We start from the raw sequence: 20,785 nt of genomic DNA on the forward strand, positions 1-20,785 counted from the left end.
AAACATTAGAAATTCCTTGATTTTCAAGGAAAAAAGACTTGACTATATAGGGAGGGCGAGATGTATTTCTGGGATAAGCATAAAACAATTACAAGCTATTATGAATTGCTTTCCAGCCGGATATGTGACCAGTATGGGTTAACTCGGATGGAATATGATATACTTATGTTCCTGCATAATAATCCGCAGCATAATACTGCAGCAGAAATAGTAAAGATTAGAAAATCAACCAAATCACATGTTTCAACTTCGTTAAAAAAATTGAAGGATTTATTGAAAGAATACAAAGTGAAGACAATAAAAAACATATTGAGATTGTTTTGCTGGATAAGGCAGAATTAATTGTGGAAGCAGGAATAAACGTACAAAAACAGTTTGCACAAAATGTTTTAAGCGGATTGACAGAAGAAGAAACGCATATGTGTATCAAGGTTTTCAATAAGATTTGCAATAATGCAGAGGAGTATTTGAGGAAATATAAGGAGAGAGTGGATGAAAGCTAGATTTTGTGTAAAGAGGAAAACATTGCTTCTGATTGCCGGAATCGTGTGGATGATAGCTGGTTTTAATGTTGCCAGATTAGGAGTATTATCCTACTTGAATATTGAAAGAAAGTGGTATTTATATTTTATATCAATATTGGTATTTATTCTTTTGGGCTTAATGTTCTTCAAAATGAGTCAGAAATATACAAGACGAATCCTGGGATGTGAAGAGTACCGGCCATTTTGGAATTTCTTTGATCTAAAAGTATATTTAATTATGACCTGTATGATGAGTGGCGGGATCGGATTTCGAGCAGTAGGTATATTTCCAGAGATGTTTATTACATTTTTTTATTCTGGACTGGGCTTCGCTTTAGCATTAGCAGGAGTTATTTTTACCAGAAACTATTTGTTTTACAATCAACTGATAGAAGCGGAGCAGGATTAATAATGAGAGAGAATAATTACAAACCACAGATGCCCGATGTTATGGAGGCAATATTTGATGCGGCATATCTGATCTTTGATTTGGTTGCCGCAGTGTTGTTTTTTATATTTTCAAAAGGAAACACCTTATTACTAATGATACCAAAAACTTGTGCATATATGTGGATTATCGCAATGGGGCTTCAACTTTTATTTTAACTCCTCTTTTGAATTGGAGGTGTTGTTTATATGGAGTATATAGCGCATAAAGACGGTGAAAGAGTACAGACAGTAAAAGAACACTTATATGGTACAGCAGAATTGGAAGGATCTTTTGCAGAAAAGTTTGGGAAGAAAGAATGGGGTTATTGCTGCGGAATACTACATGATCTTGGAAAATATTCCAAAGAATTTCAAAGAAAAATTCAGAATGATACAAGTGAAAGAGTGGATCACTCAACTGCAGGTGCGAAAGTCTGCAATGAAAAGGGAGGTTACTATTCTATTTTAAGTTACTGTATTGCTGGACATCATGCCGGACTTCCGGATTATGGAAATACTGCCATCGGTAATAGTTTATGCGGAAGATGCAATAAAAAAATCTGTGATTTTGAGAATTATAAAAATGAAATACAGATTCCAAAGCTTCATACGGATCCAATTGTGTTTGATCCAACAAAAAATTTGGATTTTTCGAAAGGTATTCACGAAACAACAGAATATCTGGAAGTGTTTCTTAGAAATCTACTTTTAAACGAAAAAAATGAACTTCTCAATCGAAACCTTCACATAAGTAGACTTTTAAATGAAGAAAAAGTGGACATTCGAGATCGAAAAGTGGACATTCGAGATCAAAAAGTGGACATTCAAAACCGAAAAGTGGATATTCGAGATCAAAAAGTGGACATTCGAGCCTTAAAAGTGAATGTAGAAAACATATTTTCAGGCAAATGCAACAATTTTACAGTAAAAACAACAGTTAACATCCATAGACTTTTTGCAAAGTTTGGATTTGATGAAGTATTTGGAAGAAGTGCAGTTATGGAGATTCTTGAACTGAAAAGTTCTGGAGCTTCAAAACTTCTTTCTAATTTGGTGCAGGCAGATATTATTGAACCAGTATCCGGTTACGGAAAAGGAAAATATAAATTCAAGAAGTAATTCATATTCTTACGCTAAAGTATTATAAGATTTGCAGCATCGTTGCTGATGCCTGAACAGATACTTGGAGAATGCCAGAATCGGGTCGCAAGAATAAATAGATTTTCTTACAGATTAAATTTCAGTATTTCGATGCAGACAGCAGATAAAAGTGCAGCTCAAAGTTTTGGAACAAATATCCTAATGTTTTCCCACGGTATTCGGCAAGGGCTTTTCCCTTGAGTGCCTGCAGACTGTGTCTATTTATTTGGATACTGCCGTCTGTAGGCCGGATGACGGTTGCAATACAGTTAAGCTGGGTGCCTTGCCATAGATTTTAGTTAGATTTTCAATATATAAAATAGGCTTCACATTAAGTTCTTCTAGCATTATAATAAGATTTTGATGGCAAAAGCCCAAGGCTATGATACCTATGCATTGTTTCGTGCTATGTGCTCTCACAATCCTACCCTGGTATCATAATAGAAGCATAGCACGGAAGCGAGATAAATAACACTTACAGTTGCTGTAAGAATATATTTACCTACTGTGAATAGTTGCGTTTGAAAATACTGTTCATATGTTGTAACGCCATTTTCAGAAGGAGATGATAAGGTTTGAAGAGAGAGAGTTATTCGATAGTATTCAGCAGCTTAACAGGTAATACGAAGAAGCTTGCGGATGTAATTCATGAAACACTGCCTAAGAATGAGTGTGATTATTTTGGCGCGATTGAAGCTCAGGTACCTCAATCAAAGTTGCTGTATGTAGGATTTTGGACAGACAAAGGGAATGCGGATCATAAAACTTTGGAATTGTTATCCAAATTAAAAAATAAAAAGATTTTTCTTTTTGGTACAGCTGGTTTTGGTGGAAGTGATGTATATTTTCAGAAGATTCTGGGACAAATCAGGCAGTCCATTGATTCAAGCAATGTTGTTGTCGGAGAATATATGTGTCAGGGGAAAATGCCACAGTCTGTGAGGGAACGTTATCTGAGGATGAAAGAGAAACCGGAGCATCCGGCGAATCTTGATATGCTGATTGACAATTTTGACCGTGCGTTGTCTCATCCTGACATGGATGATCTGCAAGGTCTGCAAACAGCCATTACAAAAGAATGACTTGCTCTTTGAGAGGGGAGAAATCCTTTTCTCAAAGGGCTTTTTTTATGTAATAGGAGATTACTTCGTAATGTTCCTATTACGCAAAAACGCTCCGCGAGGATGCGACTTGCAAAGATGCCGGTGTAAAAAACAGATATAAAAAACAGATATAAAAAACAAATATAAAAAACAAATATAAAAGACTTGACAATCATAATGACATAGTGTACTATCTAACTATAACAGCGATACACAAGGAGGATATTATGGAATATAATCCCACATTGCCCATCTATCTTCAGACAGCCAATGCGATCAAGCGGGACATTGTAACAGGCAAGCTTCCCCCGGGAGCGAAGCTTCCATCTGTACGTGACCTGGCGGTGGAATATACTATCAACCCTAACACAGTCAGTCGAGTGTATAAAGAACTGGAAAGTGAGGGTGTATGCTTTACCAGACGAGGCATGGGAACCTTTGTTACAGAAGATTCAGCGAAGATAGATATGCTTAAGAAAGAGATGGCAGGCACTTTAATACGGGATTTTCTGGAGGGAATGGAGCAGCTTGGGTATTCCAGGCATGAGGCTATCACCTTTCTGGAAAATGAAAAATGAAACCGGCGCATCTTGCAGTATGAATGTTTGGACATTTTTGGAGTCAAGTGGATATTCGCAACCCCACAGGGGCTTACTTGACACGGTTAAAATAATGATGAGGAGAATATGAAAATGGTTTTGGAAAGCAGAGAAGCAACAAAAACATATGGAAGAAAAACTGCTGTGGATCATGTATCCTTGGAACTGGAGGCAGGGTTTGTATATGCCATGCTGGGTCCTAACGGAAGTGGGAAAACCACCTGGATGAAGATGGCAGCAGGACTTGTGAAGCCAAATAGTGGTGGGATTCTTTACCAGAATCAGCCTATAGGCATCGAGAGCAAGAAAGAGATCGCCTATATGTCCACAGAACCCTACTTTTACAGCTGGATGACGGTAGCAGATGTGGGAAAATATTATGAGGATTTCTTTGATGATTTTTCTATGGAAAAATATCATCAACTGATTACCAGTATGGAACTTACCGAAGATATGAGAGCCAAAAAGCTTTCTTCCGGTATGATGGCGAAGCTGAAAATAGCAGTGACTATGGCTAGAAAGGCGAAAATTTATCTGTTGGATGAACCATTGAACGGTATTGATCTTCTGGCAAGAGATGAGATTATGAGAACGATTCTGGCGTCCATTGAACCGGATGTGACGATGGTGATTTCCAGCCACCTGATCGATGAACTGGAGCGTGTGGCAGACGCTGTGCTTTTTATGAAGGAGGGGCATCTGATCCGGCAGTGTATGGTAGAAGAATTACGTATCAGCCAGCACAAATCTGTAGCTGATCTGTATCGTGAAATTTATGGACATGGAGGAGAGGCAGTATGTTGAAGTTGATGAAATATGAATTTCGTAAAACCGCATTTTCAAAATTGATTTTATTATGCATTACCATGGTTGTGGAAATTGTATATTTACTGGGCGTTTTTTTGAAGAAAGACAACCTGCTTTTTATAGGGATTATGTTGCTGACCTTATGTGCTACCGCCGGAATCCTGTACATTGGTCTGGAAAGCATAAATGTTTTGCAGCGGGATCTGAACACGAAACAAAGCTATATGTTGTTTCTTACCCCAAGGAGCAGTTATCAGATCCTTGGAGCCAAGATTTTGGAAAATGGAATTTCTATTTTGCTGACAGGAGTATTTTTTGCAGTTCTGGCAGTGATTGATATAGCCGTAGGCAATTATAAAGAACTTTGGGATATGTTGTACAGGTTCCTGGATATGAATATGAATATATCCATTGATCCCTGGATGATCGCTTTTAACTTCTTCTCAGCTTTGGCCGGCTGGATCACATGTATTGTAAGTGCGGATTTAGCTGTGATCTTATCTGCCAGTGTGCTTGCTGGTAAGAAGGCTAGTGGAATCATAGCCTTTATTATTTTCATTATCCTGACCACCATTCTGGGAATGGGTATGGATATGCTTCCGGAACTGAATAGTATAGAACTTACCTTTGCTCTTGATATAGCGGTATCTTTCCTGGCTGCTGCGATTTTTTATCTGATCAGCGGCTGGATTATGGATAAGAAGCTAAGCGTATAGAAAAAGTAAATTCATAAAAAATCAATAAAAGAAATCAGCAAAAGAAATATCAGTACATTCAGTAAAAGCAAAGTAAAAGCAAAATTAGTAAAAGTAATATCAGTTAAGCTCTTTCTGTGATAAAATCAGAATCATGGAAAGGGCTTTTATGTATACTTGAGCTGAGACAGAAATGATGTGTAGAAAAGAGGTATGAGATGGAGCATCTGCGCTGCGTGGTGGAGAGAATTACATATCAGAATGAAAATAACGGCTATACAGTGCTGAAATGTGCAGTGAAGGATTACAGTGATCTGGTTACAGTGGTTGGCGCTATGCCGGATACTCACGTAGGTTCGGTTCTTTCACTGGAAGGTATGTGGAAAGTGGATGCCAGATATGGGAGACAGTTTTCTGTAGAAAAATTTGAAGAAACACTTCCGGCAACGGTTTACGGGATTGAGAAATATCTTGGTTCCGGACTGGTGAAAGGGGTTGGCCCAAAGTTCGCAAAAAAGATCGTTGAAACATTCGGAAAAGAAACTTTAAATGTGATTGAGGACACACCAGAGGAATTGCTGAAAATACCAGGGATTGGGAAAGTGCGTGTAGACAGGATCACAACAAGCTGGCAAGAACAGAAAGAGATCAAGAACATTATGCTGTTTCTTCAAAGCCATGAAGTGAGCACTTCTCATGCCACAAAGATTTTTAAAACCTACGGAAGTGAAAGCATCGCCATTGTAAAAGAAAATCCATATCGCCTGGCTGACGATATCTGGGGGATCGGGTTTAAAACAGCAGATTCCATTGCACAGAAGATGGGTATTGATAAGGGGAAATTTGTCCGTCTGCGCAGCGGTATTTTTTACACTCTTAATAAGCTGGCAGAGACAGGGCATTGCTATGCGACAAGAGAGCAGCTGATCAGCAAAGCAGGAGAACTTCTGGAGGTAGAAGAACCGGAGCTGGAGATCACTTTGGATGAAATGCTGCGTACCAACGATGTGATCCGGGACCAGGCAGAGGAACAGGAAGCTATCTATTTGCCGCCGTATTATTTTGCTGAAAGCGGATGTGCCAGAAGACTGATCCATCTGATGAAGGCTGATGCCGCAAAGCGAGAAGATCCGGAACGGATTTTATCCAAGGTGGCGGATGCATCAAAAATCACCTATGATGAGACCCAATGGCTGGCAGTTAAAACGGCGATTTCTTCTAAAGTAATGGTGCTGACAGGAGGGCCAGGCACAGGCAAGACCACTACAACACTGGGGATCATTTCAGCATATCAACAGGCTGGCTGTAAGATCATTCTGGCTGCACCTACAGGACGAGCTGCAAAAAGAATGAGCGAGGCTGCCGGCATGGAGGCAAAGACCATTCACAGGCTGTTAGAATATAAACCGCCGGAAGGGTATCAGAAGAATGAGGAGCACCCTCTTGAGGGAGATGTGCTGATCCTGGATGAGTGCTCCATGATCGACATTATGCTGATGTACAATCTTTTAAAAGCATTGCCGGAACAGATGTCATTGATCCTGATTGGAGATACAGATCAGCTGCCCAGTGTTGGTGCTGGAAATGTACTTCGGGATATTATAGCTTCCCAAAGGGTTCCTGTGGTGCGTCTTACACAGATTTTCAGGCAGGCACAGGGAAGCCGGATCATTATGAATGCTCATCGGATCAACCGGGGGGAGTCGATTGATATGCGTGGCGGGAAGGAGTCAGATTTTTTCTTTGCTTCAAAGACAACCAATCAGGAAGTTGTGGATACCATTGTCCAGTATTGCAAAATGAATCTGCCCAGGTATTACCATATGGATCCATTTACAGATATTCAGGTGCTGACACCTATGCAGCGGGGAGAATGCGGGGCGGTTCATTTAAACCAGGTGCTGCAGGAGGCTATGAATCCCTCCAGGATCTTTTTGCGGCGAGGTGGGACACAATATCGGCTTAAAGATAAGGTGATGCAGATTCGTAACGATTACGATAAAGAAGTATTTAACGGGGATATTGGCACCATTATCAAGGTGGATATGGAAGAGCGGGAACTGACGGTTCTGTTTGACGATCGTGAAGTGGTTTATGATGTGACAGAACTGGAGGAGCTTTCCCTTGCCTATGCAGTAACCATCCACAAGGCACAGGGAAGTGAATATCCTATTGTGGTTATGCCGTTTACTATGAGCCATTTTGTGATGCTGCAAAGAAATCTCCTTTATACAGGTGTGACCAGGGCAAAAAAGATCCTGGTGCTGGTGGGGGAGAAAAAAGCTGTATATTATGCTATCAAAAATGAAACCACTGCAGGGCGGAATACATGTCTGGCCAGGCGGCTGCAGGAAAACAGCAGGGAATCCAAAGAAGCACAGTTTGCAGATAAAACTTCCAAAGAAAAAATGATCGTTTATAAAGGTGGTATTCAACCTTCCATGATATGTGAGACACCAACGGTCTATGAAGGGGATTTGTGGAAACGCCTTTCTCAATCCAAATTCAGAAGCAGTTTTTCCTTAAAGGCGAACGACAGGAATTATGTGTCAGAAAAAGGGATGGCTAAGGTACGGGAACATGCAATTGATTTTATCAGTAAAAGACTGGCACCGGCTGATCTGCCAAATGATGGCAGGCAGACTCCTATGCGAGGCCATCCGGTGTTTGTTGCCCAGCATGGAACTGCTACCTGCTGCAGAGGATGTCTGGAAAAATGGCATCATATTCCAAAAGGAAGAGAACTGACGCAGGAGGAACAGGAGTATGTGGTGGATGTGATCATGGAATGGATCAGCAGGGAAATGAAAAAATAAAAATTGCAGTTTATTAGTCTATAATGTATAATAAAGATGACTGCTCACTGAGGGGAGAATCATTGTAAAAGTGAGCAGTCATCTTTATAAGATATATAAAGCGATATAATATATTATATAATGTTTTATATATCTCAAAATTGTGAGGAGGGTACCGAAAGAAAAGGGTTTATGACAGGAAACAAAAGTATGGTAAACGGGAAACCAAAAATAAATCAGGATGCGATGGAAGGACTGAATGAAACACAGGAACTTAAAATCTTTTACCAGAGGATCATGGGGATCCGGGAAGAGACAGCAGTGCAGGAGCTGGCAGAGCATTCAGAATTATTAAAACTGAAAGCAAAAACAATACTGTTAAAAGAGAATGACAAGGTGGATAGGATCCATTTTCTGTATAAGGCAGGCGGAATCGTGAAAGCTTACTATGATACCCGCAAAGGGAAAAAACAGATCCATTGCTTTGCATACCTTCCAGGTGAGCCGTTGGTAGGAATCATGAATATAGACAAAAATATGACTTCTTTTGTGACCACTGAACTGGTAACAGACTGTGAGATTGTGAGCGCTTCAGCCGATGATATCTATCGGCTGTCAAGAGAAAGTGTAGACGTAGCATTGGCCTGTACACGGATGCAGGGGATTTCCTCCATAAGAGAATTTGAATATGAAAAGATGATACTTTCCTATAATCCATTGAAAAGATATGAATATTTTGTTGAAACATATCCGGAAATTGTGGATAAAGTAAGCAAAAAAGAAATAGCATCCTATCTGAATATGACTCCCGAAAGTTTGAGCAGGGTATTGAAGAAATATAAGGAATTGCATGGGTGATACGATGAAATAACAATTGGGGAAGAGAATATTCATTTTGGTTATTTGGCATGATTTGTATTATTCATAATGCATGAAAAGCTCTTCTGTGATAAAATGAGATCACAGCAAGAGCTTTTTCACACCAGCAAAATACAGATTTTTATACATGGAGGAAAAGTAAGATGAATAGTATTTTTCACAGAGTGAGTATCAGAAAATATCAGGATAAAGAAGTAGATCAGGAAAAGATTGAGAAGCTGTTAAGGGCGGCTATGGCTGCGCCATCCGCACATAATCAGCAGCCATGGGAGTATTATGTTGTCAGCGATAAGAACATTATTGAGCAGCTGTCACAGGCTTCACCTTATACAAAATGTGCAAAAGATGCACCGGTGGTATTTGTTCCATGTTATCGGTCAGAGGGTGCTGCACCGGAGTACTTCCATATTGATATGAGTGCTTCTGTAGAAAACTTGCTGTTAGAGGCAGATGAGCTTGGACTTGGGGCTGTATGGATGGGAATTGCACCGGGCACAGACCGGATGGAAACTGTAAGAAAAATCCTGAATCTTCCGGAAAATCTGAATGCCTTTGCGATTGTGCCCTGTGGCTATCCGGCAGAAGAAAGAAAACAGCAGGATCGTTATGAGGAAAGCAGGGTTCATTATATCCGATAAATCCAACTGCTGTGTGAAAAGTTTTTTTCTATGATCTGAGGCGTATCAGCGGGAAAAAGATTTCTATACAGAAAATAAAAGAACAGGATGACAAAAGAAGAAAATGGGTTGTGTATATTTTGTAAGGCACGGACAGACTGTGTGGAATGTAGAAAATAAAATATGTGGTGCTACTGACATAGCACTTACAGAACTGGGCCATCAGCAAGCAATTGAGACAGGGAAAATGCTTAAGAAGCAGGGCATCCAGGCTGATGAGATCCTGTATTCCCCACTGATCCGGGCAGCAGAGACTGCCCGGCATATCTCAGAGATCACCGGTATTCCAGGAAGGATGGAGCCAAGGCTGAAGGAGCAGAATTATGGCAAATGGGAATCAACGGCCCGTGATGGTCTGGCATTTAAAAAAGCCAAGGAAGATTTCTGCTGCAGATATGAAGGCGGAGAGTCAATGCTACAGCTGGCACAGAGGATTTACAATCTTTTGGATGAGATTCAAGAGGAAGCTGACAGGAAGACATATATTCTGGTTGCACACAATGGGATTGCGCGAGTGGTAAACTCCTATTTTTATGAGATGAGTAATCAGGAATATGCAGCGTTTGGAGTGAAAAACTGTGCTGTTGTCAGATACGATTTCTGATATGGTTATGGCGGGCGCTGCAGAATAGGGGCAGGGCAGAAGAAAACCAGATACATAGGCAGAAACCAGATACGTTTTCCTTGCTTTCCATAGGCAGAAGGTCTATACTAAACAGACAACTATGCATCGAAATGGGAGGTTTCAAATGAAAATTGCAGTAACTTATGACAACGGAAACATTTTTCAGCATTTTGGAAAAACAGAGAATTTTAAAGTATACGAGACAGAGGATCAGAAAGTGGTATCCAGTGAAGTGATCAGCTCCGATGGTAAAGGACATGGGGCACTTGCAGTGCTTCTTGAAGAACAGGGCGTGAATGTACTGATCTGTGGCGGCCTTGGAGGCGGAGCACAGACTGCTCTTGCAGAAGCGGGGATCGAAGTTTGCTCAGGTGCCAGCGGGGATGCTGACCAGGCAGTAGAAAGCTATCTGAAGGGCGAACTGGCATCTGCAGGTGTCAACTGTGACCATCATCACGGGGAAGGCCATTCTTGTGGAAGCCATGAAGAAGGTCATTCCTGTGGTGGCTGCAGCAGCTGTGGCTCACAGCCGACGATTACAGGTAAAAATGTGGGAAAAACCTGCAGAACGCATTACAGAGGAACCTTTAATGATGGTACACAGTTTGATTCTTCTTATGACCGGGGAGAACCTTTGGAATTTACATGTGGAGCAGGCCAGATGATCAAAGGCTTTGATGCAGCAGTGGCAGATATGGAAGTTGGAGAGATCGTAGATGTACACCTGATGCCGGAAGAAGCTTACGGTATGCCTAATCCGGATGCTGTTTTTACAGTTGAGATCGCACAGCTTCCAGGTTCAGAGGATCTGACTGTAGGCCAGCAGGTATATCTGTCTAATCAGTACGGCCAGCCATTTCCTGTAAAAGTAACAGCAAAGGATGAGACAAATATTACTTTGGATGCCAATCATGAAATGGCAGGCAAAGAATTGAATTTCAGGATCGAGTTAGTAGAAGTAAAATAATGCGGTATTTGGCATCGTAACTATGAGGGTGATGAACGGTTATGATCATTCTTAGCGATATACTACAAAAATTCAGGAGGATTAAATCATGGTATACAAGAAGGAAAATATGACCACTTCGGTGCGGAGCAATTTAAAAGGCGGCGAAGGAGATATTTCTTTTATTAATTTTGCAGACTGTACTGACTTTAAGAACTGTCGTCTGCTGTCTCAGATGACGATTCCGGTAGGAGGAAGCATTGGAGAGCATACCCATATTAATGAATCTGAGTATTACATTATAACTGAAGGAACCGGTATGGCAGTAGATAATGGAGTTGAGAAAGCAGTGGAAAAAGGTGATCTGGTGGTAACAGCCCATGGAGAATCCCACAAGCTTATAAATACCGGAGATATTCCCATGAAGGTAATTGCGATTATCATTACATATTAATCATGTTCATTATGAAAAGTCCCATCCGTCAGGCTATGGAGCCATCCGGATGGGACTTTTCTGATAGAGTAGAGAAGAAATATCAGCCAATCGGCTCGAAATCAATTGCACCATGCTTGCAAAGCGGACAGATGAAGTCTTCCGGAAGCTCATCTCCTTCGTAGATGTAGCCGCAAACTTTACAAACAAAGCCTTTTTTGCCCTCTGTCTCAGGCTGAGGTTTTACATGTTTCTGATAATAAGTATAAGTCATAGTATCCTGATCACTCATAACACGGGCTTCAGTTACCTGACAGATGAACATTCCGTGAGTGCCAAGATCCACGTATTGCTCTACTTTCAAGGACATAAAAGCATTAATATATTTATCCAGGAAAACAAGACCATTGTCTGAGCGACAGATTTTCTGTCCTGCAAATTTGTCCACGCTTCGCCCTGTCTGGAATCCAAACTGCTGGAAAACAGAGAATGGTGCATCCACAGACAGGCAGTTTACATTCATGACGCCGGTCTGTTTGATAATATGGTGGGAATAATTTTCTTTATTAATATTTACAGCCACACGGTTGGGGGTATCTGTAAGCTGTGTGACAGTATTGACGATCAGGCCGTTATCCTTTTTACCGTCATTGGATGTAACTACATATAGACCGTAGCCAATACGGAATAAAGCAGTCAGGTCATTTTTGTTGGCAAGCTGGTCATTCTGGGCAATATATTCCTTGCAAAGCTCAGTTGCCATAGCTTCCAGCTGATCCATATTTTCCTGATTTACTGCAGACAGGATCTTTACTGTAGTATCCAGCCAGTTGATCTTTTTGCATCCGGAAAGAAGCTCTTTCATCACCTTTGCTGCCAGAGGAGCCCAGGAACCATTCTCGATCAGACCAACGGTACGGTTCTGGAAATTATGCTCAGCCAGGCGGGTAAGATAGTCATGCATAAATGGATAAACACTGGCATTATAGGTGGTAGTTGCAAGAACCAGTTTGCTGTAGCGAAAAGCGTCAGACAGAGCCAGAGACATGTCGTCTCTTGCAAGATCATAAACCACAACCTTGGGACAGCCTTTGCTTTTCAGTTTGTCTGTCAGGATTTCAACTGCCTTTTTGGTATGACCATAAACAGAAGTGTAAGCGATCACAATTCCTTCTTCTTCAGGGGTATAGGAGGACCATTTGTCATAAAGACTGATATAATGACCAAGATCCTGGGAAAGAACCGGGCCGTGAAGAGGACAGATCACCTGTATATCCAAAGTTGCGGCAACCTTCAGAAGAGACTGAACCTGCGGGCCATATTTGCCTACGATTCCAATAAAATATCTTCTTGCTTCATCATCCCAGTCTTCATCCACATCCAGGGCGCCGAATTTGCCAAAGCCATCTGCCGAGAAAAGAACCTTGTCTGTGCTGTCATAAGTTACCATTACTTCCGGCCAGTGAACCATAGGAGCAAAAACAAAAGTAAGATTATGAGAACCAAGGCAAAGAGTGCCTCCGTTTTTCACTTCCAGCTTCTGACCGTCCAGATCCAGGTCAAAGAAGTTCTTGATCATGGTGAAAGTTTTCGCATTTGCAACTACGGTAGTATCTGGATAAACTTTCAGAAAATTTGCTACATTTGCAGCGTGGTCCGGTTCCATATGCTGGACGATCAGGTAATCAGGCTTCCGGTTGTTCAGTACTTGCTGAAGATGATCCAGCCATTCATGGGTGAAATTAGCATCTACAGTATCCATAACTGCAATTTTGTCGTCAAGGATCACATAGGAATTATATGCCATTCCATTAGGAACAGCATACTGTCCTTCAAAAAGATCTACCTGATGATCATTTACGCCAACATATTTAATGCTATCTGTGATTTTCATGCTTTTGCCCTCACTTTTATTTCTTGATTCATATTTATGTGCCTTAAAAATTTTATGAGTTTCTGTTTTTTATGTTTCCTGATGATGAAAGTATACCCTGAAACAGGAAAAAAAGCTGTTGCAAATGCAACAAAATCTATGTTTTTTTATAAAAAAGAATGATATACTGTAACCAGGGAGGAATATCATGGAACATATTACACTTTTTACAAAAATTTCACCAGAGGAGCAGGAGTTGATGCGGGTTTGCTTCTGTGCAAGGGAAACAACCTATCAGAATAATGAAACCATCATGGAATATTCTTCTGTTATGAAAAAGATTGGGCTGATGATGGAGGGACAGGCGCTTTTGTACTGTTGCGACGCAGATGGGAATGAATATATTATAGATGAATTGAAGAAGGACAGTGTTTTTGGGGAACCTTTTCTATTATCCGGGGATTCACAGCATTATTATGTGCGTGCCCAAAAAATGGCACGGGTAATGTTTATTGATTATGAACATGTGATCAAGCGATGCGAAAAAGCCTGCTGGCATCACAGCCAGATGGTCAGCAATCTACTTCAGATGACTGCCCTGCATGCCGGGCAGCAGACAAACCGGATTTATATGCTTTCCAGATCGACTACACAGAAGAAGCTTCTTGCTTATCTGAACTGCATAGCCGCTGAAAAGCATAAAAAAGATATTACAATATCAATGTCTTATACAACTCTGGCCCAGTATCTGGGAGTGGACAGAAGTGCTATGATGCGTGAGCTGAAAAGCCTGGAGGATCAGAAGATCCTGCACAGGGAAGGGCGCATCATCCATCTGCTGACAGAATAAGCGTTCCTGTTCCTTGGCACAGAGCATTAAAAGGACGTATTTATATATTTTTACTGGATTACTTTTTTGATGGCATCATAAAGCTCATCATAAGTCTCAAAAGCAGGAATGTCCGGGTATTCAGCCTTAATAGCATCTGTGCTCTTAAACAGGAAGCCTGCTTTGCTGGCCTGGATCATGCCCAGATCATTATGGCTGTCTCCGCTGGCAATAGTGTCATAGCCGATAGACTGAAGGGCTTTTACAGTAGTATATTTTGATTTTTCGCAGCGCATTTTAAAATCAAGGATCTCACCATCAGGGGCAACTACCAGAGAGTTGCAGAAAATGGTAGGATATCCCAGCTTTTTCATTAAAGGTCCTGCAAACTGGGAAAAAGTATCACTGATAATGATCACCTGGGTCAGTTCTCTTAACTTGTCCAGAAATTCTTTTGCTCCGGGAAGCGGATCGATCTTTGCGATGGTTTCCTGGATCTCTTTCAGGCCAAGGCTATGCTCTTTCAGAATCCCAATACGATATTTCATAAGCTTATCATAATCCGGCTCATCTCTGGTGGTGCGCTCCAATTCTGGAATGCCGGTCTCTTTGGCAAATGCGATCCAGATTTCCGGTACTAATACACCTTCCAGATCTAAACATACGATTTCCATTTTTCCTCCGTTCTGAAGGGGCTGTAGTGTGTCAGTCCCATCCTTGCAAGTATTTTATTAAAACATCCTTATTATAGCGAAAAAAGACAGAATCCGCTATATAAAATTGCAGTTAGTTCATTTTAGGGCCTGAAGTGGTTCTAAAAAAATATGAAGAATAACTAGATGAATTATGATAGAATAAAAACAGTTAAAAGGAAAAATCCTGTAATTTTGGGAAACGACCTAAAAGTGCACATGTTCAGTAGAAATATGCTATACTTGTTTTAGATTAATTTTTATGAACGTATGATGGAGGAGAGAAAATGGCTGAGGTGGAGAATGGCAAGGATTTAATTAGTGTATTATGGAGTGGAGCAGATATACTTCGTTCCAAGATGGATGCAAATGAGTATAAGAATTATCTTTTGGGCATTGTATTTTATAAATATTTATCGGATTCATTTCTTATCAAAGTATATGATCTGATTTGCGATGCCCGTCCACAAACATTAAAGGAAGCATTGGATGCTTATGTAGAAGAATTAAAAGGAGAAGATGCAGAAGAACTGAAAAAAGAAATGCAAGATCAGTATCATTACGTGATTGAACCTGAACTTACATATACTTATTTTGCCGATGCAGCCAGAAACAATTCGTTTAATCGTGAACAGCTTCAGAAGGCATTTAATAATATTGAGCAGAGTGATCAGATATTTGCAGATTTGTTCGCTGATATTGATTTGTATTCCAACCGCCTGGGAACAGGAGATCAAAAACAAAGTGATACGGTTGCCAGCCTGATTAAGGAAATTGATAAGGCAGATTTGCTTAATTCAGATGCAGAAATATTAGGAAATGCTTATGAATTTCTGATTGGACAATTCGCCTCTGAAACAGGAAAAAAAGCCGGAGAATTTTATACACCGCAGGCAGTATCAAAAATATTAACTAAAATTGCCATTGCGGGACAGGAAGATAAAACCGGATTGTCTGTATATGATCCTTGTATGGGATCCGGTTCACTGCTTTTGAATGCAAAGAAGTATTCATCCACACCTGGATACATTAAATATTACGGGCAGGAAATGAATACATCCACATATAATCTGGCAAGGATGAACATGTTTTTACATGGGGTTGATCCGAATAACCAGCATTTGAATAATGGAGATACTCTTGATGGAGATTGGCCTACAGATGAGGAAACTGATTTCAATATGGTTCTTATGAATCCTCCATATTCAGCAAATTGGAGTGCAGCAGCTGGCTTTTTACAGGATGAAAGATTCAGTGATTACGGTGTATTGGCACCAAAATCAAAAGCAGATTATGCATTTTTGCTTCATGGATTGTATCATTTGAAAAGTAATGGAACAATGGCGATTGTTCTGCCCCATGGAGTCCTTTTCCGTGGTGCGGCAGAAGGCAAAATCAGAGAAAAACTGCTTCGTTCCGGAAATATATATGCCGTGATCGGATTGCCTGCAAATCTGTTTTATAATACATCAATTCCTACCTGTATCATTGTGCTGAAAAAACACAGAGACGGCAGGGATGTATTGTTTATAGATGCTTCTAAGAAATTTAATAAAGGCAAGAAGCAAAATGAAATGACCGATGAGCATATTAATGCTGTGATTGATTTATATAGTCAAAGAAAAACAGTAGAAAAAGAGGCTTATCTTGCCAGCTTTGAGGATATTGAAAAGAACGATTTTAACCTTAATATTCCCAGGTATGTTGATAATTTTGAAAAAGAAGAAGAGGTTGATTTATCCGCACTCTTATCAGATATGAAAAAGACTGATGATGAACTGGAACAGGTGCAGGGAGAGTTTGTGTCACTTCTTAAAGAATTGACGTCAACCGATGAAACAACAATGTCGCTGTTGAATGATTTGATCGAGAAGATGGGGGTATAATTATGGGAAAACCTAAGATCAGATTTAAAGGTTATACCGATGAGTGGGAACAGCGTAAGTTCGGAGAAATAGTAGAAAAATATGAAGATCCGGTAGAAACTCCAACAGAAGGTTATACGAGACTTGGAATTAGAAGTCATGCTAAAGGAACATTTCATAGTTATGTTGAAAAGGGAAAAGAACTTGAGACAGCTAAAATGTTTCGAGTAGCAGCGGACAAATTCATTGTGAACATTACATTTGGATGGGAACATGCAGTAGCAATTACTGATGAAAATGATGCTGGAAAGCTTGTTTCTCATAGGTTTCCACAATATAGCTTCAACGCAGGGATGGTTCCAAAATTTTTTAGGTATCTGATTCTTGATGAAAACTTTAAACATCATTTGGAATTATCCTCACCAGGAGGAGCCGGAAGGAACAGGGTTTTGAAATTAAGCGATATGCTTGAATACAAAATGAATTTTCCATCTGAAGCAGAGCAGAAAAAAATAGCTGCGTATTTTGATGATTTGGATAACCTCATCACTCTTCACCAGCGAAAGTATGAGAAAACTCAGAAATTAAAAAAATACATGTTGCAAAAAATGTTTCCTCAAAATGGGAGAAAAGTTCCGGAAATACGATTTTCTGGCTTTACTGAAGAGTGGGAACAGCGTAAGTTGGGTGAAGTAGCACAATGCCTAGATTCCGAACGAATTCCAATAAACGCTGAAGAAAGAGAAAAAATTCCTGGAGAAATTCCATATTATGGAGCTGGTAATATACAAGGGTATATAAATAAGTTTTTATTTGATGAGGAACTCGTTTTATTATTGGAAGATGGAGATGCATTTGATGATTTTAGAACAAAGGAAATTGCCCAGTATATATGTGGAAAAACGTGGGTAAATAATCATGCACATGTGTTGCGTCCGTTGGGAAGTGCATATTTTTTATATAGCATTTTAGCACATAAAGATATACGAAATTGGGTTCAGTTAGCAGGTTCAAGCAGGAAAAAACTTGTTCAAAAATCCATGCTTAATATAGAATTAATTATGCCAAAACTCAAAGAACAGCAGAAAATAGGCAACTATTTTAGAAATCTCGACCACCTCATCACTCTTCACCAGCAGAAGTGCGATGAATTACGAAATGTTAAGAAATTTATGCTGCAAAACATGTTTATATAGAAAACTATGATTATCATATTGAGATTGAGACAAGAATAAATAATCCTAATGAGAGAGGCGTTTTTGGCAGCAAAACAGGAGGACTTACGATATGCTTAAACGAAAGCCTATAGTTAGGCATGTTAAAGACATAGAAAGAGTGAGGCGGTCAATGGCAATAGTTTCGTGGAATGAGGATGATTTGTTTTATGTATGTTCGATGATTGAGTTTGTAGCAAGAAAAATATGTAATAAAAGAAAAGATATTGTGGCAAAAATGTCAGATAAAGCGTTAGAACATCAATGGAAAGTAGCAGGAGTAAATCATTGTCTTTCATTTGAACAGGTATGTGATGAATGGATTGAGAAATATGGAATAGAAGAAGATGAATTTGATAATGTTGCAGCTTGCAGATATAGCGCTCCAACTGTAACTTCCATAGGACGTGTATACCAAACATTAATTTTGGATGTTATGGGATTATACGAAAATGTAATTGAAGCAATAAAAAAAGTTTTTGGCTCGTTTATTAGTGATGAGCTTTCTAATTTTAATTCAAGCGTGTATTATAGCAATCCGGATCATATAAAATGTTCATATGAAGCAGGAATGATATTAGACTAAAAATTTATCATTATTATGTTACCAACATGTACTTACAGTGTTTTATGATTACAGAAGTTCAGCATAATGAGGAGATTTTGAATGAGTGAGCAGAAAAGGAAAATTGGATTTACAGTTGCATGTGTAAATGAATTTGCCAATAAGCATGATCTGAGTATTCAAGAGGCATTTCAATACCTTTTTCAATTTAAAGGTATAGCTTTTATTAAGGAAAACTATGATGTGGAGCATACCTTGGATTTTGAAACAATATTAGAAGATTTAGGGATTTTATGTAGGAAAAATGGAGGTACATTATGAGATTGTACCATGGGAGTAATATAGCGATTGATAATATAAATCTGGCAATGTGTAGACCATATAAGGATTTTGGACAGGGATTTTATTTGACAGATATTGAAGAACAAGCAAAAAAAATGGCGGCAAGAGTAGCCAGAATTTATGGAAAAACGCCGATTATAAATGTTTATGAGATAGATGATGATTTTAAAGCTTTAGATAATCTCAGGATCAAAGATTTCGGTATACAGACAACAGAAGAATGGGCAAGGTTTGTAATGAATAACAGAAGCAGGGACTTCATAGATGTAAAAGATATTTTGTGTAACAAAGATAATAAGTATGATATTGTTATAGGCCCTGTTGCAGACGATAATATGGCATTATTGTTTCGGCAATATGAAAATGAAATTATTGATTTTGAAACACTGTTAAAGGGAATGATTTATAAAAGAACTTCTTCTCAGTATTCTTTTCATACGGAAAGAAGTGTGGCATTTTTGCGAAAGGTGGCGAGTAAAGTTGTCTAAAAAGGATCAGTTGGTGGAATATGCTGTACAGGATATTGTTGACATGATTAGCATCGATCAAAATATAGAATATGATGAGGCTATGAATAAATTTTATAATTCTGAAGTCTTTGTAAAGCTTCTGGATAAGGAAACGGGATTGTATTTGGAAAGCCCTGAATACGTGTACGATTTATTTAAAGATGAAATGAATTTTGGACACATTATCCAGGCGGAAATTTAATAAAATAATGCGATTACTGATTTTCAGTGAGAGTGTTTGAATTAGTAGTTTTGAGGCTCAAACGATTGGGAACAGCGTAAGTTCTCGGATGTGGTAGACATTGGAAGCGGAATGGACTACAAACATCTTGAAGAAGGCGATATTCCAGTATATGGAACAGGTGGATACATGCTCAGTGTAAATAAAGCGCTTTCAGATGATAAGGATGCCGTTGGCATTGGACGAAAGGGTACAATAGATAAGCCATACATTTTAAAAGCACCATTTTGGACCGTAGATACGCTATTTTATTGTATTCCGAAGGAAAACTACGACTTGGATTTTACAAGCTGTATTTTTCAAAATGTTGATTGGAAGAAAAAGGATGAATCCACAGGTGTACCAAGCCTTTCTAAAGTAATAATAAATAATGTTGAAACAGCAACACCAACATTTGATGAACAGAAGAAAATTGGAAATTATTTTAGAAGTTTCGACCGCCTTATCACTCTTCACCAGTGTAAGTTATATTTTTTTCATGGAAAAAGAAAATTCTCTTGGGAACAGCGTAAGTTAGATGATGTAGTTGAATTTCTTGATACAATGCGAAAACCTTTAGAAGGTGCAAAACGCATTCCTGGTCCTTATCCATATTATGGAGCCTCTGGAATTGTTGATTATGTAGATGGATATTTGTTCGATGAAGAGTTGATATTGTTAAGTGAAGATGGTGCCAATATTACCGACAGAAATTATCCGGTATGCTTTCTAGCAAGCGGAAAATACTGGGTAAATAACCATGCTCATGTTCTTCGTACAAAGCAAGAAAATGAAAATAATTTTATTTGCAATTCATTAGAACGAAAAGACTATACACAATACAATACAGGAATGGCAATGCCAAAACTTAATAAGGAAACATGTAAAAAAATCCCTATTTCATGCCCTAGATTTGAAGAACAGAAAAAAATTGGAGACTATTTCAGAAGCCTCGACCACTTCATCACTCTTCACCAGCGCCAGCTGAATAACTTAAAAAAACTGAAAAAAATATGCCTTAAAA

The 20,785-nt window shown here is 39.3% G+C and carries 23 protein-coding genes and 1 pseudogene; 22 read left to right on the forward strand and 2 right to left on the reverse strand.

The genetic code is table 11. The features are described from left to right. Positions 1-165: 165 nt before the first annotated feature. From G5B11_RS19725 to G5B11_RS05795, 14 genes are all read left to right on the forward strand, one after another. Positions 166-342 (forward strand): hypothetical protein, encoded by a 177-nt coding sequence (locus G5B11_RS19725; protein WP_420360620.1) that lies wholly within the window; start codon positions 166-168, stop codon positions 340-342. A gap of 150 nt (positions 343-492) precedes the next feature. Beyond that, complete coding sequence (locus tag G5B11_RS05735; protein ID WP_173727176.1) at positions 493-933, forward strand: hypothetical protein; 441 nt, start codon at positions 493-495, stop codon at positions 931-933. A 2-nt stretch (positions 934-935) separates the two neighbouring features. Further along, complete coding sequence (locus G5B11_RS05740; protein WP_173727175.1) at positions 936-1,130, forward strand: hypothetical protein; 195 nt, start codon at positions 936-938, stop codon at positions 1,128-1,130. Positions 1,131-1,160: 30 nt separating this feature from the next. Then, positions 1,161-2,072, forward strand: coding sequence for a CRISPR-associated endonuclease Cas3'' (locus G5B11_RS05745; protein ID WP_173727177.1), 912 nt, complete (start codon positions 1,161-1,163; stop codon positions 2,070-2,072). Positions 2,073-2,668: 596 nt separating this feature from the next. Beyond that, positions 2,669-3,175, forward strand: a complete 507-nt coding sequence (bilS, locus tag G5B11_RS05750) for a flavodoxin family protein BilS (protein ID WP_173727178.1) — start codon at positions 2,669-2,671, stop codon at positions 3,173-3,175. 248 nt (positions 3,176-3,423) lie between these two features. Next, positions 3,424-3,774, forward strand: coding sequence for a GntR family transcriptional regulator (locus G5B11_RS05755; protein ID WP_158421367.1), 351 nt, complete (start codon positions 3,424-3,426; stop codon positions 3,772-3,774). Between the two features lie 108 nt (positions 3,775-3,882). Next, the gene (locus G5B11_RS05760; protein WP_330603079.1) at positions 3,883-4,599 is read left to right on the forward strand and encodes an ABC transporter ATP-binding protein; all 717 of its coding nucleotides are present in this window, start codon (positions 3,883-3,885) and stop codon (positions 4,597-4,599) included. Next, positions 4,593-5,318 carry a hypothetical protein gene (locus G5B11_RS05765; RefSeq protein ID WP_158421365.1) on the forward strand — a complete coding sequence of 242 codons (726 nt, stop codon included), beginning with the start codon at positions 4,593-4,595 and terminating at the stop codon, positions 5,316-5,318. Before G5B11_RS05760 ends, G5B11_RS05765 begins: the two co-directional genes overlap by 7 nt. A gap of 197 nt (positions 5,319-5,515) precedes the next feature. Continuing rightward, complete coding sequence (recD2, locus tag G5B11_RS05770) at positions 5,516-8,113, forward strand: SF1B family DNA helicase RecD2 (RefSeq protein WP_173727179.1); 2,598 nt, start codon at positions 5,516-5,518, stop codon at positions 8,111-8,113. A gap of 171 nt (positions 8,114-8,284) precedes the next feature. Further along, positions 8,285-8,950, forward strand: coding sequence for a Crp/Fnr family transcriptional regulator (locus tag G5B11_RS05775; RefSeq protein ID WP_173727180.1), 666 nt, complete (start codon positions 8,285-8,287; stop codon positions 8,948-8,950). 164 nt (positions 8,951-9,114) lie between these two features. After that, the gene (locus G5B11_RS05780; RefSeq protein WP_173727181.1) at positions 9,115-9,609 is read left to right on the forward strand and encodes a nitroreductase family protein; all 495 of its coding nucleotides are present in this window, start codon (positions 9,115-9,117) and stop codon (positions 9,607-9,609) included. A gap of 103 nt (positions 9,610-9,712) precedes the next feature. After that, on the forward strand, positions 9,713-10,252 hold the full coding sequence (locus G5B11_RS05785; RefSeq protein WP_173727182.1) for a histidine phosphatase family protein: 540 nt from the start codon (positions 9,713-9,715) through the stop codon (positions 10,250-10,252). A gap of 145 nt (positions 10,253-10,397) precedes the next feature. Then, positions 10,398-11,240, forward strand: a complete 843-nt coding sequence (locus G5B11_RS05790) for an FKBP-type peptidyl-prolyl cis-trans isomerase (protein ID WP_173727183.1) — start codon at positions 10,398-10,400, stop codon at positions 11,238-11,240. Positions 11,241-11,328: 88 nt separating this feature from the next. After that, entirely contained in the window at positions 11,329-11,673 is a 345-nt protein-coding gene (locus G5B11_RS05795) for a cupin domain-containing protein (protein WP_173727184.1), read from the forward strand. A gap of 82 nt (positions 11,674-11,755) precedes the next feature. Here G5B11_RS05795 and G5B11_RS05800 read toward each other — a convergent pair whose 3' ends face one another. After that, positions 11,756-13,546 carry a flavin reductase gene (locus G5B11_RS05800; RefSeq protein ID WP_173727185.1) on the reverse strand — a complete coding sequence of 597 codons (1,791 nt, stop codon included), beginning with the start codon at positions 13,544-13,546 and terminating at the stop codon, positions 11,756-11,758. 187 nt (positions 13,547-13,733) lie between these two features. Here G5B11_RS05800 and G5B11_RS05805 point away from each other — a divergent pair, with 187 nt between their 5' ends. Beyond that, entirely contained in the window at positions 13,734-14,375 is a 642-nt protein-coding gene (locus tag G5B11_RS05805; protein WP_158421356.1) for a Crp/Fnr family transcriptional regulator, read from the forward strand. A gap of 50 nt (positions 14,376-14,425) precedes the next feature. Here the strand turns inward: G5B11_RS05805 and thrH are convergent, their stop codons facing one another. After that, positions 14,426-15,028: a bifunctional phosphoserine phosphatase/homoserine phosphotransferase ThrH gene (gene thrH / locus G5B11_RS05810; RefSeq protein WP_173727186.1), complete on the reverse strand. Its 603-nt coding sequence runs from the start codon at positions 15,026-15,028 to the stop codon at positions 14,426-14,428. Positions 15,029-15,333: 305 nt separating this feature from the next. On the opposite strand from thrH, the gene G5B11_RS05815 reads away from it, so the two are divergent. From G5B11_RS05815 to G5B11_RS19730, 7 genes and pseudogenes are all read left to right on the forward strand, one after another. Continuing rightward, positions 15,334-16,932, forward strand: a complete 1,599-nt coding sequence (locus G5B11_RS05815) for a type I restriction-modification system subunit M (RefSeq protein ID WP_173727187.1) — start codon at positions 15,334-15,336, stop codon at positions 16,930-16,932. A gap of 2 nt (positions 16,933-16,934) precedes the next feature. After that, positions 16,935-18,107, forward strand: a complete 1,173-nt coding sequence (locus G5B11_RS05820; protein WP_173727188.1) for a restriction endonuclease subunit S — start codon at positions 16,935-16,937, stop codon at positions 18,105-18,107. Positions 18,108-18,198: 91 nt separating this feature from the next. Then, positions 18,199-18,711, forward strand: a complete 513-nt coding sequence (locus tag G5B11_RS05825; RefSeq protein WP_330603080.1) for a hypothetical protein — start codon at positions 18,199-18,201, stop codon at positions 18,709-18,711. Positions 18,712-18,792: 81 nt separating this feature from the next. Next, positions 18,793-19,011 carry a DUF3791 domain-containing protein gene (locus G5B11_RS05830; protein ID WP_158421352.1) on the forward strand — a complete coding sequence of 73 codons (219 nt, stop codon included), beginning with the start codon at positions 18,793-18,795 and terminating at the stop codon, positions 19,009-19,011. Further along, a complete protein-coding gene (locus tag G5B11_RS05835) occupies positions 19,008-19,520 on the forward strand; it encodes a DUF3990 domain-containing protein (protein WP_158421351.1) in 513 nt (170 codons plus the stop codon). The genes G5B11_RS05830 and G5B11_RS05835 overlap by 4 nt, the downstream gene beginning before the upstream one ends. Next, complete coding sequence (locus G5B11_RS05840; protein WP_158421350.1) at positions 19,513-19,743, forward strand: hypothetical protein; 231 nt, start codon at positions 19,513-19,515, stop codon at positions 19,741-19,743. The genes G5B11_RS05835 and G5B11_RS05840 overlap by 8 nt, the downstream gene beginning before the upstream one ends. A 75-nt stretch (positions 19,744-19,818) precedes the next feature. After that, a pseudogene (locus G5B11_RS19730) lies at positions 19,819-20,748 on the forward strand (restriction endonuclease subunit S); the annotation flags it as partial. Positions 20,749-20,785: the final 37 nt, after the last annotated feature.

The organism is Blautia glucerasea, assembly GCF_013304385.1.
Taxonomy (GTDB): Bacteria; Bacillota; Clostridia; order Lachnospirales; family Lachnospiraceae; genus Blautia_A; species Blautia_A ammoniilytica.

Excerpts from the sequence above, each read along its gene's own strand:
- G5B11_RS05775 (WP_173727180.1), top strand. The coding sequence starts at position 8,285 with ATGACAGGAAACAAAAGTATGGTAAACGGGAAACCAAAAATAAATCAG.
- G5B11_RS19725 (WP_420360620.1), top strand. The coding sequence starts at position 166 with ATGTTCCTGCATAATAATCCGCAGCATAATACTGCAGCAGAAATAGTA.
- G5B11_RS05785 (WP_173727182.1), top strand. The coding sequence starts at position 9,713 with ATGGGTTGTGTATATTTTGTAAGGCACGGACAGACTGTGTGGAATGTA.
- thrH (WP_173727186.1), bottom strand. The coding sequence starts at position 15,028 with ATGGAAATCGTATGTTTAGATCTGGAAGGTGTATTAGTACCGGAAATC.
- G5B11_RS05780 (WP_173727181.1), top strand. The coding sequence starts at position 9,115 with ATGAATAGTATTTTTCACAGAGTGAGTATCAGAAAATATCAGGATAAA.
- G5B11_RS05765 (WP_158421365.1), top strand. The coding sequence starts at position 4,593 with ATGTTGAAGTTGATGAAATATGAATTTCGTAAAACCGCATTTTCAAAA.
- G5B11_RS05755 (WP_158421367.1), top strand. The coding sequence starts at position 3,424 with ATGGAATATAATCCCACATTGCCCATCTATCTTCAGACAGCCAATGCG.
- G5B11_RS05790 (WP_173727183.1), top strand. The coding sequence starts at position 10,398 with ATGAAAATTGCAGTAACTTATGACAACGGAAACATTTTTCAGCATTTT.
- G5B11_RS05795 (WP_173727184.1), top strand. The coding sequence starts at position 11,329 with ATGGTATACAAGAAGGAAAATATGACCACTTCGGTGCGGAGCAATTTA.
- G5B11_RS05815 (WP_173727187.1), top strand. The coding sequence starts at position 15,334 with ATGGCTGAGGTGGAGAATGGCAAGGATTTAATTAGTGTATTATGGAGT.
- G5B11_RS05745 (WP_173727177.1), top strand. The coding sequence starts at position 1,161 with ATGGAGTATATAGCGCATAAAGACGGTGAAAGAGTACAGACAGTAAAA.
- recD2 (WP_173727179.1), top strand. The coding sequence starts at position 5,516 with ATGGAGCATCTGCGCTGCGTGGTGGAGAGAATTACATATCAGAATGAA.
- G5B11_RS05835 (WP_158421351.1), top strand. The coding sequence starts at position 19,008 with ATGAGATTGTACCATGGGAGTAATATAGCGATTGATAATATAAATCTG.
- G5B11_RS05820 (WP_173727188.1), top strand. The coding sequence starts at position 16,935 with ATGGGAAAACCTAAGATCAGATTTAAAGGTTATACCGATGAGTGGGAA.
- G5B11_RS05825 (WP_330603080.1), top strand. The coding sequence starts at position 18,199 with ATGCTTAAACGAAAGCCTATAGTTAGGCATGTTAAAGACATAGAAAGA.
- G5B11_RS05805 (WP_158421356.1), top strand. The coding sequence starts at position 13,734 with ATGGAACATATTACACTTTTTACAAAAATTTCACCAGAGGAGCAGGAG.
- G5B11_RS05760 (WP_330603079.1), top strand. The coding sequence starts at position 3,883 with ATGAAAATGGTTTTGGAAAGCAGAGAAGCAACAAAAACATATGGAAGA.
- G5B11_RS05740 (WP_173727175.1), top strand. The coding sequence starts at position 936 with ATGAGAGAGAATAATTACAAACCACAGATGCCCGATGTTATGGAGGCA.
- G5B11_RS05830 (WP_158421352.1), top strand. The coding sequence starts at position 18,793 with ATGAGTGAGCAGAAAAGGAAAATTGGATTTACAGTTGCATGTGTAAAT.
- G5B11_RS05800 (WP_173727185.1), bottom strand. The coding sequence starts at position 13,546 with ATGAAAATCACAGATAGCATTAAATATGTTGGCGTAAATGATCATCAG.
- G5B11_RS05735 (WP_173727176.1), top strand. The coding sequence starts at position 493 with ATGAAAGCTAGATTTTGTGTAAAGAGGAAAACATTGCTTCTGATTGCC.